This window comes from Microbacterium sp. 2FI (assembly GCF_005502885.1).
GTDB lineage: Bacteria > Actinomycetota > Actinomycetes > Actinomycetales > Microbacteriaceae > Microbacterium.
This window is the reverse complement of sequence record NZ_SCMR01000012.1, coordinates 23427-42134: the sequence shown is the minus strand read 5'-3', so window position 1 is coordinate 42134 and position 18708 is coordinate 23427. Positions and strand designations below refer to the sequence as shown.

Genomic DNA, 18708 nt, shown 5'->3' with positions numbered 1-18708 from the left:
CGTGCCGGGTGCGTACCTCGTCGCGATCCTCGCGTCGGCCGTCGGCGTCGCGCTGATCGATGCGCGCTGGCGGCTCGCCCTCTGGCGCTCGCCCGCGCGCACGGCGATCGCGCTCGGCATCGGCACGCTGTTCTTCCTCGCGTGGGACGCGGTCGGCATCGCCACCGGGGTGTTCGTGAAGGGCGACAGCGCGCTGCTGCTCGGCATCGACCTCGCCCCCGAGCTGCCGCTCGAGGAGCCGTTCTTCCTCGCCTTCCTGAGCTACCTCGCGCTCGTGGTCACGGCGGCGATGGGTCGCCTCCTCGCGGCGCGCGGTCGAGCGGATGCCGACGCGGGGGACGCATGACCTACGCGCTCATCGTGCTCCCCTTCGCCGCGGTGACCGCGGTCATCGTGCTCGCGACAGCGCGACGCCCCGCGTTCGCACGGCGCATGGCGGCGTCGGCGCTGGCGGCGGTCGCCCTCGTCATCCTCACGGCGATCTTCGACAACGTCATGATCGCCGCCGGCCTCTTCACCTATCCGGCGGAGCACCTGAGCGGACTGCGCATCGGTCTCGCGCCGATCGAGGACTTCTCGTACGCTGTGTGCGCCGCGTTCCTGGTGCCCGCCGTGTACACGCTGCTCGCCCCCCGCACGATCACGGAGCCGACATGACCGAGACCCCGGCGCTGCGTCCCGCCGCCGTCGCCCGCCAGCTCTTCGTGTCGTCTCGTCCCGTGAGCTGGATCAACACGGCGTATCCCTTCGCCGCGGCGTACCTGCTCACGACGCGGGAGGTCGACCCGACGCTCGTGATCGGCACGCTTTTCTTCCTGATCCCCTACAACCTCGCGATGTACGGCATCAACGACGTGTTCGACTACGAATCCGACCTCCGCAATCCACGCAAGGGCGGCGCGCACGGCGCCGTGCTCGACCGGCGCCTGCATCGCATCACACTGTGGGCCGCGGGGCTCCTGTGCCTGCCTTTCGTCGTGTATCTCGTGGTCGCCGGATCGCCCGCGTCGTGGCTGGTGCTCGCGGCGAGCCTGTTCTTCGTCGTCTTCTACAGCGCGCCGCCGCTGCGACTGAAGGAGCGCCCGTTCGCGGATTCGGTCACCAGCAGCATCCACTTCTTCTCGCCCGCCGTGTATGCGCTGGTGCTCACCGGGGCGACCTGGACGTGGCAGCTGGCAGCCGTCATCGTCGCGTTCGCACTGTGGGGCATCGCGTCGCACGCGTTCGGCGCGGTGCAGGACGTCGTCGCCGACCGCGAGGCGGGCATCGCATCGATCGCGACGGCACGAGGCGCCCGTTGGACCGTGCGGTTCGCGCTGGTCTGCTACGCCGTGGCGGGCATCGTGATGCTCGCGACGACCTGGCCGGGACCCCTCGCTGCGCTGATCGCGGTGCCGTATCTCGTGACGGTATGGCCGTACCGTGCGATCACCGACGCCACCGCGACGACCGCGACCCGCGGGTGGGACCGATTCCTGTGGCTCAACCAGCTCGCCGGATTCCTCGTGACGATGCTGCTCATCTGGTGGTGGGCGCTCACCGCGTGACCCGATGGGTTCGCGGGAGCACCCACGCGCCCGCTACTCCTCGATCCCGAGGGCGATGAGCCGCTCCACCGCCTCGGTGAGACGCTCGTCGGCCTCGGCGAAGGCCGTCAGGTCGCCGGCCTTGAGGGCGGCATCCCGATCGATCATCGCCTGCTGGGCGTCCGCGAGGGCGGCCTGGTAGTCGTCCGAGGGCTCGGTGGGCTCTTCGGGCTCGCCCGGGTCGGTCGGCTCGGGTGTCGGCCCCGGAGTCGGCTCCACATCGCCGTCGCCGGCCGAGGCGCCGGAGTCGCCGCCGAAGATGGCGTCGAGCGCCTCGTTGAGCGTGTCCTCGAACGCCACCTCGTCGCCGAAGGCGACCAGCACCTTCTGCAGCTTCGGGAGCTTCGTGGCACCCGAGGACTGGACGAACACCGGCTGGACGTAGAGGAGTCCCCCGCCGACCGGAAGGGTCAGCAGATTGCCGTTGAGCACCTCGGACTGGCCCTGCTGCAGGATGTTGACGAACGACGACACGCTGGGCTCGGAGTTGAACGTGTTCTGCACCTGTCCGGGCCCGGGAACGGTCGTCGCGGAATCGATCACGAGCATGCGGAGCTTGCCGTAGTCCTCCGCCTTCTCGCCCGCCTGGGCGCCGGCGTTCGAATCGACCGCGAGATAGCCCATGAGGACGTTTCGCGCGTTCCCCCCCGTCGATGACGGGATGAACGAGGTGAACATCGAGTACGTCGGGTCGTCCTGTCCCGGCATCTGCATCGTCAGGTAGTAGGGCGGCTGCAGCTGGGTGTCGGCCTGCGGGTCGTTCGGAGTCTGCCAGCGGTTGTCGCTCTGGTAGAACGAACGCGCGTCGTCGACGTGGTACACCCCCAGCACCGTGCGCTGCACCTTGAACAGGTCGGTGGGATACCGCACGTGCGCCATCAGGTCAGCCGACATCTCGCTGATCGGCTCGACGGTCGCGGGGTACACGTTCTGCCACGTCTTCAGCACCGGGTCCTCGTCGTCCCACGCGTACAGCGTGACCGAGCCGTCATACGCGTCGACGGTGGCCTTGACGGAGTTGCGGATGTAGTTGATGTCGTCGAGCGCGAACCGCGGTGCGGGGTTGCTCGAGTCAGAGATCGCGGACTGCAGGCTGATCGTCGACGAGTACGGGTAGTTCGCGCTCAGCGTGTAGCCGTCGATGATCCAGACGATCCGGCCGTCGACGACGCTCGGATACGGGTCGCTGTCGAGCGTGAGGTAGGGCGCGACCTTCTGCACGCGCTCGCGCGGATCGCGGTCGTACAGGATCTGCGACTCCTCGTTCACGAAGTCCGAGAACAGGATCTGCTCGGCCTGGAACTTGAGGGCATAGATCAGACGGTTGAAGACGTTGCCGATGCTCGGTCCGCCGTCGCCGTCGAACGTCGTCTTCGTCTCGGAAGCTCCGTCCTCGCCCTGCGGGTAGTCGAGCTCGACGTCTTCCGCGCCCTCCGGCGCACCGACGATCGAGTACGTCGGCGAGTACTCGCCGAAGTAGACACGCGGCTGGAAGTCCTCTTCGTCGGAGAGGAAGCCGGTGGCGGGGATGCCGCGCTCGAGGAAGACCGGGTCGCCCTCGCCGGTGCGGTCGTTGCCCTTGGCGGCGACGAGGCCGTAGCCGTGGGTGTAGACGACGGCGGTGTTCTGCCAGTCGGCAGCCACGCCCAGCTGCTCGAGGTTGAGTTCGCGCACCGAGACGACGGTGTCCTGCGAGACGCCGTCGATCTCGTAGCGGTCGACGTCGAGCGGGTCCTGGAACTGGTAGTACGAGCGGTACTGCTCGAGCTGGCGCACGTTCGGCGAGATGATCGCCGGGTCCATGATGCGCACCTGGGCGGTCGTGGCGGCGTCCTCGCGCAGCTGGCCGGCCTCGGCATCCGTCACCGCGGTGAAGTCCTGCTTGTCGAGGCCCTCGACGCCGTACGCCTCATGGGTCATGTCGACGTTGCGCTGGTAGAACTCCTCCTCCAGCGTGAAGCGGTTGGGCTGCACCTGGAAAGTGTTGACCACCCACGGGTAGCCGACGCCGAGCACGATCGAGGAGACGACCAGGAGCGCCGTCGCGATCAGCGGGTAGCGCCAGCGGCCGATGACCGCGGTCACGAAGAAGAGGATCGCGACGAGCACCGCGACGATCGCGAGGATCGTCTGACCGGGGATGATCGCGTTGACGCCGGTGTAGCCGGGGCCCGTGATGCGATCGCCGGGCTCGACAAGGGTCGCATAGCGGTCGAGCCACAGGCTCGCGGCCTGAAGGAGCAGGTACAGCCCCGCGATGATCGCGAGCTGGATGCGGGCGGCCTTCGAGATGCGGAGCTCGCGCTGGCCGACACGGACCGAGCCGTACAGGTACGCCACGAGCGCCGTGACGAGCAGGCAGATCAGGAGCACGGCCGAGACGAAGCCGACGAGCGACATGTAGAACGGCATCGCGAAGAGGTAGAACCCCGTATCGAGCCCGAACTGGGGGTCGGTCACCGAGGTTGCGACGCCGTTGATCCACAGCCAGGTGGTCTCCCACTGCGCAGAGGCGGCGAAGCCCGCGAAGAAGCCGAAGAAGATCGGGATGCCCCACATCGCGAGGCGGCGCAGGGGCTCGACGACCTCCTGGTAGCGGTCAAGCTGCGAGCTGAGTCGCGCGTAGACCGGCCGCAGGCGGTAGGCCAGCTGGATCGCGAGCCACACGGGCACCGCCATGCCGAGGAATCCGACGACGAACATCACCACACGCGCGCCCCACTGCGTCAGCAGCACCGAGTCGAAGCCCAGCTGGTCGTACCAGAGCCAGTCGGCGTAGAGGTTCGCGAAGGCGAAGAACCCCACCACGAGGGCGGTGATGATGGCGAGCGAGATCGCGATGATGCGACGTGATCGGGAGGGCGTGGCCGGAGTCGGCGCAGAGGTCGTGGTCACCGTCCCATCCTAGGCGGCGGAATCTCGGCCCCCGCCTTGTCCTCCCTGGGCGAACTCTCGGAATCGCGCAACGTTTCGGGCACGATCGGCGGGAGTCACCGGACCGTGCAGGTGGGCAGCGCCTCGAGGTCGCCGTCCTCGCGCACCGCTTCGAGGACATCGAGGGCGTCGTCGAGCGTCGCCACCGAGAACACCTGCAGGTCGCCCGGAATGTGGCCGATGACCTCGTCGCAGTTGGCCTCGGGGGCGAGGAACCATTCGGCCCCGGCATCCAGCGCACCCCACATCTTCTGGCGGATGCCGCCGATGGCCCCGACCTCGCCGGCCGCCGTGATGGTGCCGGTTCCGGCGACCGTCTCGCCGGCGTTCAGTTCGCCGGGCGTCAGGGTGTCGATGATGCCGAGCGCGAACATCATGCCGGCGCTGGGCCCGCCGACGTTGTTGAGCTGGATCGTGACGTCGATCGGGAAGTCGTAGTCGACCATGAGCGTGATGCCGAGAAGCCACGTCTGCTCGCCGTCCACCTCGGTCTGCTTCGGCGTCACCGAGACGGTCTCGGCCTCGCCGTCGCGCACGATGAGCAGCTCGATCGGCGCGCCGTCGGCGTCGTTCACGATCTCGCGGAGGCCCGCGGCATCGGCCACCGCGGCGCCGTTCGCCTCGAGGATGACGTCGCCCTCTTCCAGTACGCCGGTCGCGGCCGAGTCGTCGACGAGCGAGTAGACCACGAGCTGCGCCCCGACGTCGTAGCCGAGTTCCGTGAGGGCCGCCGCCGTCGCCTCGTTCTGCGAGTCGACCATCAGCGCAGCGCTCTCCTCGTTCCGCTCCTCGGTGCTCTGCCCCTCGGGGAAGACCGCATCGATCGGCAGCACCGCGCGGCTCGGGTCGAACCACGCGACGGCGAGCTCGAACCACGACGGCGTCCGCTCGCGGTTGCCCACGACCTGCACGGTCAGGAGGTCCAGAGCCCCCGCCGTCTCGTAGGTCGAGGCTCCTTCGATCGAGATCAGCGGCACCTCGGTGCCGTCGGCTGCCGTGGCGGAGCCCAGCGTGTTGTAGACCGGCCCGGGGCGCTGGATCACGTACGAAGTCGGCAGGAAGGTGATCGCGAGCAGCACCACCAGAGCGACCGACAGCGCCCAGATCCCCGCGAGCAGCCCGCGGGGCATCGGGCGCCGCGGGGGCGGCGACACGGTGACGTTCTCGTCGAACAGCGCCACGGGGACTCTTCTCTGCCTGGTCGTTCGCGACCGGCGTAAGGCGTTCTGGTCCCTGCCGGGGAGTGCGATGGATGCTGCCACTAGCGTAGAGCGCGACGTCATGAACCGGCTGAAAGGCGGCAGAGGTGGCAGACGACGAGCGCAGCCCTGAAGAAGAGTTCCAGGAGCTGATCCGGCAGCTGTTCGGCGGTGGTGCAGAGCTTGATCCCGAGCAGCTCTCGCAGCTTTCGGGGATGAACATCGATCCCGCGATGATGCAGACCGTCATGCAGCATCTGCAAGGCGCCTTCGCCGGCGGCGGCGATGGGGGCATCTCGTGGGAGATGGCCGAACGGCAGGCGCTGCACATCGCCAATCAGGACGGGCTCGGCGTGACCGCGGGCCAGCGGACGGATCTCGATCAGGCATTCGCACTGGCGACGCTGTGGCTGAGCGAGGCGACGACGATCTCGGAGCTCGCGACGCCGCCGACCACGATGACCCGCGGCGGTTGGGTCACCGCGACGCTGCCCGTCTGGCAGGAGCTGGCCGAGCCCGTGGCGACGAGCATCGCCGATGCGCTCACGGCGGCGCTCAGCGAACAGGCACCCGAAGACATGCAGGGACTCGTGCAGGGCGCCGGCCGCCTCATGCGGACCGTGGGCGGGTCGCTCTTCGCATCGCAGCTCGGACAGGTCGTCGGCAGCCTCTCGAAGGAGGTCGTCAGCGGCGGTGATGTCGGCATCCCGCTCATGCCCGACGGCGAGGCGGCGATCCTGCCCCAGAATTTCGCCGACTTCGGCCGCGACCTCGAGGTGCCGGACGACCAGCTCGCGCTGTACGTCGCGACCCGGGAACTCGCCCATGCGCGTCTGTTCCGCCATGCGCGCTGGTTGCGCCTGCACGTGATCTCGCAGATCACCGACTTCGCGCGGGGCGTTCACGTCGACACCGACGCCCTCGAAGAACTCGCCTCGCGATTCGATCCGTCGGAGCCCGAAGAGCTGCGCAAGGCCCTCGAAAGCGGTGCGCTGCTGCCGGCGCGGTCGGAGGCGCAGGATGCCGCACTCGCGCGGCTCGAGAACCTCCTCGCCACGATCGAAGGCTGGGTCGACGTCGTGACCGCCGAGGCGACCTCGCGTCTGCCGTCGGCCGACCGCATCGCCGAGGCGGTGCGGCGGCGGCGTGCGGTGGGCGGCCCCGCCGAACGCGCCCTCGGATCGCTCGTGGGGCTCGAGCTCCGCCCCCGGCGCATGCGCGAGGCTGCTGCGATGTGGCGTGCCGTGACGGATGCGGTCGGTCCGGCCGCGCGCGACGCTCTGTGGGACTACCCCGACCTGATGCCGGGCGCCGACGACATCGACGACCCGGCTGCGCTCGTCGCCCGCTTGGAGGCCCGCGCCCGCGGCGAGGAGCCCGTGCGGGACGAGTTCGACGACGCGCTCGCGCGGCTTCTCTCCGGCGAGGCGCCCGAGTCGGGCGAGTCGGGCGAGGGCGAACCCGGTGCCGACGACGGGGACGCCGACACCGACCCTGAGGACCAGCGACCGGTCTGACGCCGCCTCCTCCCCAGGCCGCACGATCCTCGCCGGATGCGCCGCGGCCTGTGGAAAGCGGCGTCCGCCAGCTCGTCGCGAGACACAATCGCTGCATGCTGCGCCTGGATCCCGCCCACCCTCCGCTGTGGCGGACGGCCACCACGATGCAGTTCGGCGCCGATCCCGTCGCCGTGATCGCCGACCCCGAACCCTGGCAGCAGCGCCTGGTCCGCAGGCTCGAGCACGGCATCCCCGACGACGCCTTCGACGCGATCGCAGTGGCCGCCGGGGCATCCTCGGCCGATGCTCTCGCCCTTCTCGACGACCTGCGCCCCGCCCTCGCGGCGCACCGGCCGGCGGCGCCGGCGCGTGTCGTGCTCGAGGTGCCCGACGATTTCCCCCGTGTGGCGAGAGATGCCCTCATCGCCGCGCTCGTCGCGGGCGGCACCGAGGTGGTATCCGGCCACGAGGAGGGCGAGCGAGGCGCGGATGCTGCCCCCGTCGTGGTCGTCGCCCACCACCTGATCGAGCCTCGGCGTGCGGCGGCCCTCATGGCGGGCGACATCCGTCACCTGCCGATCCTCCTCACCGGCCGCGGGGCACAGGTCGGCCCGTTCGTCATCCCCGGGCAGACGCCGTGCCTGGCGTGCGATGCCGCGCATCGGCGCGATGCCGATCCGGCGTGGCCGATGCTCGCCGCGCAGCTCGTCGGGCGTGCAGCAGACCCGGTCGATGCCGCGGTCGTGTGCGAGGCCGGGATCGTGGCCTCGCGGCTCCTCAGCGACGCGGTGTCGCCCGCGACGGCGAGTCGCTCGGTGACCCTGCACGCCGACTCGCTCCAGCGGAGCGCGCAGGAGCATCCACCTCACGCAGAGTGCGGCTGCCGATCTCTCGCAGGAACCGCGACGGATGCCGTTCACGAGCTCCCCGAGCCCACGACATCGAGAGCGTGCGCGCGGCGCGCGTGATGCCGACGTAGGCGAGGCGCCGCTCCTCGTCGATGTTCTCGAAGGACGTCGCGTACGAGATGGGCAGCAGGCCTTCTGCGACACCCACGAGGTGGACGTGATCCCACTCCAGGCCCTTGGCCGCATGCAGCGTCGCGAGGGTCACCGTCTCCATTGCGGGCTCGTCGTGCGCCCGTGCACGTGCGGTCAGCTCGTCGGTGAACACCCGCAGCGACGTGCCCTCGGGAGCCTCTTCCGCGAGGCGCAGGATCGCGGCACGCGCCTCCCACGAGTCCCGGAGCGCTCCGCCGGCCTGCGGGGGCTCATCGGTGAGCCCGAGCGAGCGCAGCACGTCGCGCACGCTGTCGAGGAAGCCGGCCTGCAGCGGCGCGACGGACGCGCCGCGCAGCGACATCACGGCCTGCCGAACTTCGGGAAGGTCGAAGAACCGCTTGCCTCCGAGCACCGTCGCGGCGATCCCCCGATCCGAGAGCGCCGCGACGAGTTCGGCCGACTGCGCATGTGCGCGGTACAGCACCGCGATGCGGCGCGGCCCGATGCCCGATGCGATCTGCGCCGCGATGCGCGCGGCCACTCCGTGCGCCTCTTCGCGATCGTCGGCGAAGGAGGTCACGGTCGGCAGCGCATCCGGCGACGGCGCGGACTCGGGCGTGGGCGCGGATGCTGCCGCGGACAGGCGCAGCGCCCCGGGCCGGCCGCGCATGAGCTCGTTGGCGACCGCGAGGACGGCGGCATCCGATCGATAGTTGGTCTCGAGGCGCACGATCCGCGCGTCGTCGTAGCGCGTGCCGAACTCCAGCAGGAAGCGCGCGTCGGCACCGGCGAACGAGTAGATCGTCTGACTCGCGTCACCGACCACGCACACGTCGCGGCGGTCGCCGAGCCAGAGCTCGAGCAGGCGGTGCTGCAACGGCGACACGTCCTGGAACTCGTCCACCGTGAAGTGTCGGTACTGCTCGTGCACGGCACGGGCGACGTGCGGCTCGGCTTCGAGCATGCCGGCGCACGCGAGCAGCACGTCTTCGAAGTCGAGCTGCCGCCGCTCGTCCTTGAGCTTCTCGTAGGCGCGGTGGAGGTCGGCGACCCGCTCGACCGCAAAGCGTCCGACACCCTGGGGGCGGGCCGCGGCGTACTCCTCGATGCTCAGCATCGAGACCTTCCGCCACTCGATCCCGCTCGCGACATCGCGCAGCGTCGCGACATCCGGGTCGATGCCGATGCCGTCGGCCGCGTGGGCGAGAAGGCGCACCTTGTTGTCGACGATTCCGGGAGCCGAGTCGCCGCCGAGGGTGGGCCAGAAGAAGTTGAGCTGAGCCAGTGCCGCCGCGTGGAACGTGCGGGCAGCGACCCCCTCGACACCGAGCGCGCGCAGGCGCCCCCGCATCTCTCCTGCCGCCTTCGCCGTGAAGGTGACGGCCATGACGCGCCCGGGCGAGTACGCGCCGGTGTCGACACCGTGGGCGATGCGGTGCGTGATCACGCGGGTCTTGCCCGTGCCCGCTCCGGCGAGGACGGCGACCGGGCCGCGCAGCGTCGTCACGGCCTCCAGCTGCCGGTCGTCGAGCCCCCCGAGGGCGCCCTCCTTCACGCCGCCCCCGCGTGCCAGTCGCTGATGAGCCGGTGTGCGATGGATGCCGCACCGGGGAGCACGAGATCGCCCTCGCCGCGGAGTCCCGCCCCGATCTCCGCTCGCGTGAACCAGCGCACCGCGGCGATCTCGTCACCGTCGGCGCGTGCCGCGTCGTCGTCCGCCGCCGTGGCGAGGTAGCCGAGCATGAGCGAGCGCGGATACGGCCACGCCTGTGACCCTTGGTAGCGCACCTCGGTCACCGCGACGCCCGCCTCCTCGGCGACTTCGCGCTGGACGGCTGATTCGAGCGACTCGCCGGCTTCGACGAATCCGGCGAAGCACGAGAAGCGGTCGGCTCCCCACAGCGCATTCGAGCCGAGCAGCAGCAGGTCGGGGTCATGCGCACTGGTGATCGCGACGATCACCGCGGGGTCGGTGCGCGGGAAGTGCTGGCGTCCGCAGGAGGGACAGCGGCGCGACCATCCGGCATCGCCGATGTCGGTGCGGGCACCGCACGCCGGGCAGAAGGGCGCGTCCAGCAGCCACCGGCCGAGAGCGAGCGCCTCGACGAACGCGCCGGCATCGGCATCCCCGAGCGCGCCGCCCACCGCGCGCAGGCTCGCCCAACCCGACGGCGCGGCGAAGTGATCGTCGTCCTGCGCGGGAAGCACCGCCGTGAGCAGCGCGGCGCCGTCGTCCGAGCGCCCGAGGAAAGCCCATTCGGCGTCGCCCGGAACATCGTCCGGCGCAACCCAGTGCAGCCGTGCGGGTTCCGCCAGTGGTGCGCGGTCCCCCGCCACGACGAGCACGCGCGATGCAGCGTCGGTGCGCAGACTCTCGATGAGACCGGGGGTCGCGCGCTCGGCGGCGGCGCGGTCGAAGACCGTTCGGGCGAGGGCGGGAAGATCGCCGGGAGCCGTCATCGAGGGATCACACTCGCTTCCTGCGGCTGGGCCGGACCGGGCGTGGCGCAGGTCCGGACGGACGCGCCCGACCTACCCTGGGCACATGGCACGCTCACCCCTCACTCTAGCCGCGTCCGTCACGTCGGCACTGCCCCGGGTCGGCGTCGTCGGAGTCGGCGCGCTGTCCGAAGGCGCGGCGGGTCGCTACGACTCCGCGGTGGCCGAGCTCGACGACGGCCGCCGCGTTGTGGTCCGCGTCCCGGCCGAATCCGCCGCGATTCCCGAGCTCGCCGCGGAGGTGCGGGCGCTTCGCGCACTCACGCCCGGGGTGCGGGGTCTGCTGCCCTTCCGCGCGCCCGAGCTCCTCGGCGAGGCCGGCCTCGGCGATGCCCGGGCCGTGGTCGTCGACTTCCTGCCGGGGTACCGGGTCGACGCTGCGCACCTCCCGCCCGGGCGCGGTGCCGCCACCTCGCTCGGCGCCGCCCTCGCTGCCTTGCACGCACTGCCCCTTTCGATCGTCCGCACCGAAGGGCTCCCGGTGCGAACGCCTCAGCAGGTGCGCACCGACACGTCACGGCTCATCGACCGGGCAGAGGCGACGCGCCGCCTCCCGGCCTCGCTGACGGCACGCTGGCGGCGGGCCATCGACGCCGACGAGCTGTGGCGCTTCGAGTCCGCCGTGGTCCTCGGCGGTGCGGGAGCCGCGTCGTTCCTCTTCGAGGATGTGGACGGCGTTCCCGAGGTCACCGGACTGCTGGAGTGGCACGGGCTCTCTGTCGGCGACCCGGCGACCGACCTGCAGTGGCTCGCCGCCGCCCCGGCGGCCGCCGACGACGTGTACGCCTCGTACGTCGCGCACAGCGGGCGTGCGCCCGATCGCCGTGCGCGGGAGCGGGCGAGACTGTACGCCGAACTGGAGTTCGCGAAGTGGCTCGTGCACGGCCACGACGCCGGCCGCGCCGACATCGTCGACGACGCCGTGGGTCTGCTCGACACGCTCGCATCGGGTGTCGCCGGCGACGAGATCATGACCGATGCCGCCCTCGACGTCGACGACGCCATCGCGCTGCTGGACGGCATGCCCGACGCCTCGGCGCCGGTGGCGGACACGTCGATGCACACCGACGCATACGATCCCGACGAGCTGGCCTCGTGGGTCGTCTCCGACGACCGCGCCGACTCCCCCTCGGACGTCGAACCGCCGACCGAGCCCGAGATCGAGCCGGAGATCGAGCCGGAGATCGAGCCGGAGATCGAGATCCAGGCTGCCGCGGCCGTCGCGGCAGAACCGGTCCATGCCGACGACACCTCGACCGCGCCGATCGACGTGTCGGGGATCTCGAGCCTGCTCGATCGCCCAGCGGCGGATGAGCCGGTGGACGAAGCGCGCGCACGAGCGGACGCGGACGCCGCGTCGCAGGCGGCGCTGCGCCGCTGGCTCGCGGACTGACACCGCCCGAAGCGGGTCACCCCCGCAGCACGAGGTCGTGCGCGACGTAGTACAGCGCGACGTCGATCTCGTCGAGGGGCACCCCGTGACGGGCATGGTAGGCGCGTCGATAGAGCTCGAGCTGCAGCATCCGCTCCCGCGTCTCATCGTCGCCCCGGGGAGCCGCGCCCGTCTTCCAGTCGACGATCTCGATGCGCCCACCGCGATCCTCGCGCCGGTACACCGCATCGAGCTTGCAGATGACCACGTGCGCACGGTCGTCGAGGCCGGTGACCGTGAAGTCGATCTCGGTCTCGACTTCGATGGGCTTGAGGTCGGCCCACTCCGACCGCAGGAACGTCGCGCGCAGCCGATCGAGGGCGTCGGCATCGGCAGCCGATGCATCCGACGACTCCGACGACTCCGACCCGAAGGCATCGTCGTCGATCTCCCACAGCGCGTCGTCGAGCGAGCCGCCGAGACCGAGGCTGCCGGAACGCTGCTCGACCCAGGCATGGAACAGGGTGCCGAGGCGCGTCTGCCGGTACGGCCGCTCCGGCAGCGGACGGGCGAGTCGGCCCACGGTGCCCGCATAGTCGGCGACGAACTCCTTGTAGCGCGATGCCGCGATGCGGGTCGGCGCGAGCGGCGCACCGCCGCGCTGGCGGTCCGCACGTTCGGCGAGCAGCAGGGCGACGTCGGGATCGGGATCGGGCAGGTCTTCCGATCGTGCCGCCTCGACAGCGGTCGCAGCGGCCTCGACGGCCGCCCTCCTGGCGCCCAGCGCATCGATCGGCCAGTGCAGAACCCGTCGCTCCCCCTGGTACGGGTCGTCGCCCGGATCGTCAGCCGGCACCGGGGCGCCGAGCGCCTCGGCCATCTCGGCGTAGAACGCGCTGCGCTCACGGGGCTTGCGCGTACCCGACCAGCTCGATCCCGTCAGCAGCAGGTGATCGCGCGCGCGGGTCACCGCGACGTACGCGAGCCGGCGGTCCTCATCGAGCTGACGCGCGCGGTTCTCGGCGATGAAGGTGTCGATCGCCGCCTTGAGATCCTGCTGCGTCGGCGCATCGTCGCGCTCCCACCGCAGCGACGGGAGCCACGGAGCGTCACCGCGGAACTCGTAGGGAAGGATGCCGAAGCCGAGCCACGCCTTGGTATCGCGGGCCATGCTCGGCAGCTCGTCCTTCACGAGCCGGACGACCGCCACGGCATCCCATTCGAGTCCCTTCGAACCGTGGATGGTGAGGAGTTGGACCACGTCGTCTTCGGGCGGCTCGGTACGGGGGGCGAACTCGTCGAGCTGCTCGGCATGATCGAGCCACGCGAGCAGGCTCGCGAGCGAGCCGCTCTCGTCGGCGGCGAGGAACGCGTGGAGCTCGTCGACGAAGGCGCGGAGCTGAGCCGATGCGATGCGAGCCGGGCCGCGGGTGTCGTTCGAGGCCAGCTCGATGTCGAGACGCAGTTCGATCTCGATGAGCCGCACGAGCTCGGGCAGCGGCATCCCGGCCGCCTGCCGGAGCCCCGCGAACACGCCACCCGCCTCGCGAAGTCGCTCACGGGCCGGCGGAGTGAAGCCCGCGAGCCAGCCGTGGTCGCCGGAATGGCGCAGCACGAAATCGAGGGCGTCGACGAGCGACCCGCCGTCGTCGCCCGCACTGCCGCGGATGGTCGCCACGACCTCGGGGGCGAGTGGCTGCAGCGCCGCGTCGTGGCGCACGATGCGGCGCGCGAGCGCGGCGAGCTCGCGGAGGTCGGGCAGACCGATCGCCCAGCGCGGACCGGCGAGGAGGCGGATGAGCGCGGATCCTGCGCTCGGATCGCTGATCACCCGCAGGGTGCTGACGACGTCGACGACCTCGGGGGTCGACAGCAGTCCGCCGAGACCCAGGATGCGATGCGGGATGCCGCGGCGCCCGAGGGCGTCGCCGAAGCGGACCATGTGCTTCTTGCTGCGGAAGAGGATCGCCCCGGTGGTGGGGAGGCCGACCCGCGTCCGATCGCCGCGGATGCGACCGAACCACGCGGCGACCCGGTCGGCCTCGGCATCGAGGTCGGCGTCGAACCCGAATTCCACGTCGCCTGTCGGCGCCCCCGGCCGTGCGCGGAGCTCGTGCACTTCGACAGGAGCGGATGCCGCGAGCGGGGCGAGCACGGCGTTGGCGGCATCCAGCACGCGTGCGCTGTTGCGCCAGCTCGTCATGAGGGCGAACGTCGCGCAGGGCGAGGCGGGCGAGAATGCCGCCGAGAAGCCGCCGAGATTGCCGGCGCTTGCGCCGCGCCAGCCGTAGATCGCCTGGTGAGGATCCCCCACCGCCATCACGGCGGTGCCGGCGAACAGCAGCGACAGCAGGTCGGTCTGCACGACTGATGTGTCCTGGTACTCGTCCAGGAGTACGACGCGGAACCGGTCGCGCAGCTCGCTGCCGACGGCAGGGTGCCCCCGGACGATCTCCAGGGCGCCGGCAACCTGATCGGAGAAGTCGATCACCCCGACGCGTCGTTTCTCGGCGGAGTACGCCTGGGCGAGCTGCGCCAGCAGCGCGAGGGCTGCCACCTTGCCCTCGGCCTCTGCGACGTCCGCGTACACGACGGTGCGGCTGTTCGTCGACGGACGCTCGAGGATATCGACGAAGCGCTCGGGGAAGGCGGCGAGCGCCTCGAACGAGACCAGGTTGTCGACGCCGTCCCGGGCGATCCGCAGTGCCGCGTCGACGATGCTGCGAACGGCCTCGCCACGCTGCTCGAGGCGCGGATCGTCCGACGCGAACACCACCCGGCGCATGAGAAGCCAGGCCGCCGACTCCGACAGCACCGCTGCCTCGGCATCCCTCCCGATCCGCACCGCATGCTCACGCACGATCTGATCGGCGAAGCTGTTGTAGGTTGCCACCGTCGGGCGATGCAGGAGCGCATCCTCGTCGGGCTCCCCCGCCGTCGCGCCGACGGCCGCGGCGAGCGCATCGAGGGCGTCGTACCGCTCCGCTGTCGCGCGCGGGCCTGCGCCGCGCTCGATTTCGGCGAACACGGCCAGGCGTCCGTCGGCGTGGAGAGCGGGCAGGTGCGGCAGCAGCCCACGGGCCTCGAACTCGGCCAGCCGCTGGAGGCGGCGCTGGATGCGCTCGGCGAGCTCGCCCGCGGCCTTGCGCGTGAAGGTGAGTCCGAGGATCTCGTCGCGGCGCACGATGCCGTTGGCGACGAGCCACACCACGCGCGCCGCCATCGTCTCGGTCTTGCCGCTGCCGGCGCCGGCGACGACGAGCGCGGGCTCGAGGGCCGACTCGATGACCGCGGCCTGCTCGGCGGTCGGCGGGAACTGGCCGAGGGCGGCCGCGATCACCTGGGCACTGAGCGGAGCCGAGAGAATTCCGGTGGCGATCACGACGCGCTCACCGGTCCGATCGTGTGGATGCGGCACAGGCCGTACGAGAACTCGTCGCGGCAGTGCTCTTCGTAGGGCGCACGGAATGCGGTCGCGCGCATGACGCCGACGGCCGCCCGGATGCGGGTGAGGAATGCCTCACGCCGCTCGTCGTCGAAGGGCGGCTGCCAGGGCGTCACGAAGTCGTGCCGCGCGGCGGTCGGACGGAGGACCAGCAGCTTCGCGCCGCCCGATGGATGCCCGGACGCCTCGGGGATCGCGCCCGCTTCGTAGGCGAGCTGATACGCGCCCAGCTGCGGGTTGTCGATCACCTTCGCGTCGGTCTGCGGTTCGCGCTTGCCGGTCTTGAGGTCCATGATCACCACCGATCCTTCGGGGGTGAGCTCCACTCGGTCGATGTAGCCCGACAGGATCACGCCGTGCTCGAACACCTCGGCGTCGTCGAGTGGGATCGCCACCTCGAAATGCGGCTCGGCGCCGATGAGCGTCCCGCCCGCCTCGTCGAACCGACGCAGGTACACGTGCAGGCGCCGGATGAGGTCGCGCGCCCGCGTGCGCTCCGCACGGTCACGCCAGGCCGCCTCGAAGTTCAGTTCGTCCCAGCGCGCCTCGACCTGTGCCCACAGGCTCGCCTCATCGCTGCCGTCGGCATGCTCGAGCGCGGCGTGGATGATCGTGCCGAGACCGGCGGTGGTGCTCCCCGGATCACCGCCGAGATCGCCGATCACCCAGTTGAGCTCGCACTCCTCGAGGGTGTGCAGCCGGGACGGCGAGACGCGCACGTCCTCGCGTGCGAGGTCGCGCAGCGGACCCGACGACGTGGGCGCCGCCACGCCGTACCACTCGTGCGGCGCGGCGCCGGCGACCCCCGACGCGGCCAGCACGGCGAGCTGCCCCGCCGCGTGGGCGGCGCGGGACGACACCGCGAGAACCGCGGGGTCGGTGAGCGCGCGGCGATGCTGGGCGACGAGTCCGCGCAGCGTGAGCGGGTGCGGGGCGGCGTGGCGATCCCCCTCGGGAAGCAGCTCGAAGAACGGACTCGGCCCGCGGTCGTCGTCATCGACCGCGGTCACCACGACACGGGCGCGGGCTCGCGTGACGGCCCGGACGAGCAGACGCAGCTCATCGTGCATCGCGGTCCGACGCCGGTCGAGCGTGCCTGCGGCACCGCCGTCGGCACGGGTCGCGGCGTCTTCGAGCCGCCACGTGTCGAGGAGTCCGCCGCGCAGGCGCATGTTCGGCCAGATGCCGTCCTGAACCCCGGCGACCACCACCGTGTCGAACTCGAGCCCGAGCGAGCCGGCCGGAGTGAGCACGCGCACGGTGTCGTCACGCAGGGGCGCGTCCAGACGATCCTCGGCGACATCACTGTCGAGGATGCCGCGCACGAACACGCGCGGGTCGGCGTCGAGCGACCTCTCCACGAACCGCTTCGCCGCTTGAAAGAGCGCCACCACGGCGTCGAGGTCGCGGTTCGCCTGCTCGGCGAGCGGCCCGTGGCCGCGCGCCGTCTCGGACCACGTCCGCTCAAGCCCGCTGCGCTCCCACGCCGTCCACAGCAGTTCATGTGCGGTCGCCCCGCGTGCGAGCTCGGCGCGCAGCAGCTCGATGGTGCGCGCGACGGCCGCCGCGCGACGGGACTCGCGCATGTCGACGAGGTCGAACTCGATCGGATGCCGCATCGCCGAGACCAGCAGGTCGCGCGCCGACCGCTCGCCGCCCGCGGCGAGCTCGGCGTGACGCAGCGCCGAGCGCAGACGCCGCAGCTCGATGGGATCGAGGCGTCCGCAGGTGCTGAGCAGCACATCCGAGGCCTCGTCGAAGTCGAGGTCGGCACCGGCGGCGACCTCGACCAGGCGCAGGAGATCGCGGACGGGCGCAAGCGCGCCGAGCGCACCGCCCGGGCCGTGGGATCGCGCCGGCACCTCGCGCGCCGAGAGCTCGGCCTCGAGAGCGGTCACCTGGCGGGTGTCGTGCGCGATCACCGCGCAATCGCCCCATGCGACGCCGTCGTGCACGTGCCGCTCGCGCAGGAGCCGCGCGATCGCGTCGTATTCCTCGGCGGGCGATCGCAGCACGAGCGCCCGCACCGACCCGTCGTCTTCTGCGCCCGCAGGTGCGAGCCGGTGATCGACGACGCCGCCGGCGCCGATGCGCTGCGTGACGCGGCGCGCAAGATCGATCTGAGGAGGTGTGCCGCGGTGGGCGCCGGCAAGGACGATGCGCCGGCCGAGGCTCGCGGCGAGCCGGGCGAAGTTCTGGGGGGTCGCGCCGCGGAATGCACCCGATCCGACGTCGGGGTCGCCGAACGCGAGCACCGGAACCCCGCGGTCTGCGAACGCCTCCATGAGCTCCACGCCGCCGAGCGTCAGCTCCTGCGCATCGTCGACCAGCACGGTGGCGACACGGTCGAGGGCACCGATGGCACCGAGTCCGCGGGGGTGGCCGCGCAGGATCCCCACGGCTTCGCGCACGAGCCCCGCGGCATCCCGATGCGCCGAGCGCATGCCGGCCCGCACCTGCCGGTACTCGGCCGTGAAAGATGCCAGCGCCGTCCACGCAGGGAGGTCGTGACGCTCGGCGAGAGCGCGCAGGCGTGCAGGCTCGATTCCGAGAGTCGTGCACTCGGCGAGGAAGGTGCGCACCTCGGTGCGAAACCCCTGGGTCGCGCGGATGTCGGCGCCGAGCGCCTCGGGCCAGCGGTCACGGCCCGCCGCGGCATCCTCGGCGTCGCCCTCGAGGAGGTCCTGGAGGATCTGATCCTCGTCGCCCCCGGTCAGCAGCTGCGGCGGGTCGGCCTCGGCCTGCACGGCGACAGCGCGCACGAGCTGGAACGCGAACGACGCGATCGAGCGGGCGGGCGGCCCCGACGTCGCACGGTCGAGCGCGAGCGAGAGGCGATCGCGCAGTGCTGTCGCGGTCTGGCGCGACGGGGTGAGCACGAGCACGGAGTCTGGATCGAGGCCGGATGCCGACAGGTGCGCGACGCGGGCGACGAGCGCGGTCGTCTTGCCCGTGCCCGGCGCACCGACGACGACGGCCGAGGCATCGGCCGGGAGAGCCACGACGGCGCGCTGGTGATCGTCGAGCGGGCGGCCGGCTGAGAACATGACCTCGACGGTAGCGTGCAGCACCGACAGCACCCGACAGCACCCGACAGCACCCGACACCGCCGTTCGCCGACAGCGTGCGCCCGGCTGACTGTGCCCCCGCGACCGTGTCGTAGAGTTGCCATG

11 protein-coding genes are annotated in these 18708 nt (G+C 71.4%); 5 read left to right on the top strand and 6 right to left on the bottom strand.

What is annotated here, in order from left to right; all coding sequences use genetic code 11:
• The first annotated feature begins 1 nt into the window (after position 1).
• Genes FFS15_RS11100 through FFS15_RS11090 form a run of 3 tightly spaced genes read left to right on the top strand, consistent with a single transcriptional unit; the run spans position 2 to position 1547 of the window.
• Entirely contained in the window at positions 2–346 is a 345-nt protein-coding gene (locus FFS15_RS11100; RefSeq protein ID WP_137845095.1) for a lycopene cyclase domain-containing protein, read from the top strand.
• Complete coding sequence (locus FFS15_RS11095; protein ID WP_137845094.1) at positions 343–657, top strand: lycopene cyclase domain-containing protein; 315 nt, start codon at positions 343–345, stop codon at positions 655–657. The genes FFS15_RS11100 and FFS15_RS11095 overlap by 4 nt, the downstream gene beginning before the upstream one ends.
• Complete coding sequence (locus FFS15_RS11090; RefSeq protein ID WP_137845093.1) at positions 654–1547, top strand: prenyltransferase; 894 nt, start codon at positions 654–656, stop codon at positions 1545–1547. The genes FFS15_RS11095 and FFS15_RS11090 overlap by 4 nt, the downstream gene beginning before the upstream one ends.
• 33 nt (positions 1548–1580) lie before the next feature.
• Here FFS15_RS11090 and FFS15_RS11085 read toward each other — a convergent pair whose 3' ends face one another.
• Both FFS15_RS11085 and FFS15_RS11080 read right to left on the bottom strand, forming a co-directional pair.
• Positions 1581–4481, bottom strand: coding sequence for a UPF0182 family protein (locus tag FFS15_RS11085; protein WP_137845092.1), 2901 nt, complete (start codon positions 4479–4481; stop codon positions 1581–1583).
• A 95-nt stretch (positions 4482–4576) separates the two neighbouring features.
• Complete coding sequence (locus FFS15_RS11080; protein WP_137845091.1) at positions 4577–5701, bottom strand: S16 family serine protease; 1125 nt, start codon at positions 5699–5701, stop codon at positions 4577–4579.
• Positions 5702–5826: 125 nt separating this feature from the next.
• Between FFS15_RS11080 and FFS15_RS11075 the strand changes: the two genes are divergently transcribed.
• A complete protein-coding gene (locus FFS15_RS11075; protein ID WP_137845090.1) occupies positions 5827–7236 on the top strand; it encodes a zinc-dependent metalloprotease in 1410 nt (469 codons plus the stop codon).
• A gap of 759 nt (positions 7237–7995) precedes the next feature.
• Here the strand turns inward: FFS15_RS11075 and FFS15_RS11070 are convergent.
• Both FFS15_RS11070 and nudC read right to left on the bottom strand, forming a co-directional pair.
• The gene (locus tag FFS15_RS11070) at positions 7996–9774 is read right to left on the bottom strand and encodes an ATP-dependent helicase (RefSeq protein WP_137845089.1); all 1779 of its coding nucleotides are present in this window, start codon (positions 9772–9774) and stop codon (positions 7996–7998) included.
• Positions 9771–10679, bottom strand: a complete 909-nt coding sequence (nudC, locus tag FFS15_RS11065) for an NAD(+) diphosphatase (protein ID WP_137845088.1) — start codon at positions 10677–10679, stop codon at positions 9771–9773. Before nudC ends, FFS15_RS11070 begins: the two co-directional genes overlap by 4 nt.
• Before the next feature lie 85 nt (positions 10680–10764).
• On the opposite strand from nudC, the gene FFS15_RS11060 reads away from it, so the two are divergent.
• Complete coding sequence (locus tag FFS15_RS11060; RefSeq protein ID WP_137845087.1) at positions 10765–12111, top strand: phosphotransferase; 1347 nt, start codon at positions 10765–10767, stop codon at positions 12109–12111.
• A 16-nt stretch (positions 12112–12127) separates the two neighbouring features.
• On the opposite strand, the gene FFS15_RS11055 is transcribed toward FFS15_RS11060, so the two are convergent.
• Together FFS15_RS11055 and FFS15_RS11050 are read right to left on the bottom strand one after the other, a co-directional pair.
• Positions 12128–15472, bottom strand: a complete 3345-nt coding sequence (locus tag FFS15_RS11055; RefSeq protein WP_249353975.1) for an ATP-dependent DNA helicase — start codon at positions 15470–15472, stop codon at positions 12128–12130.
• Positions 15469–18582 carry an ATP-dependent DNA helicase gene (locus FFS15_RS11050; RefSeq protein WP_137845086.1) on the bottom strand — a complete coding sequence of 1038 codons (3114 nt, stop codon included), beginning with the start codon at positions 18580–18582 and terminating at the stop codon, positions 15469–15471. The genes FFS15_RS11055 and FFS15_RS11050 overlap by 4 nt, the downstream gene beginning before the upstream one ends.
• Positions 18583–18708: the final 126 nt, after the last annotated feature.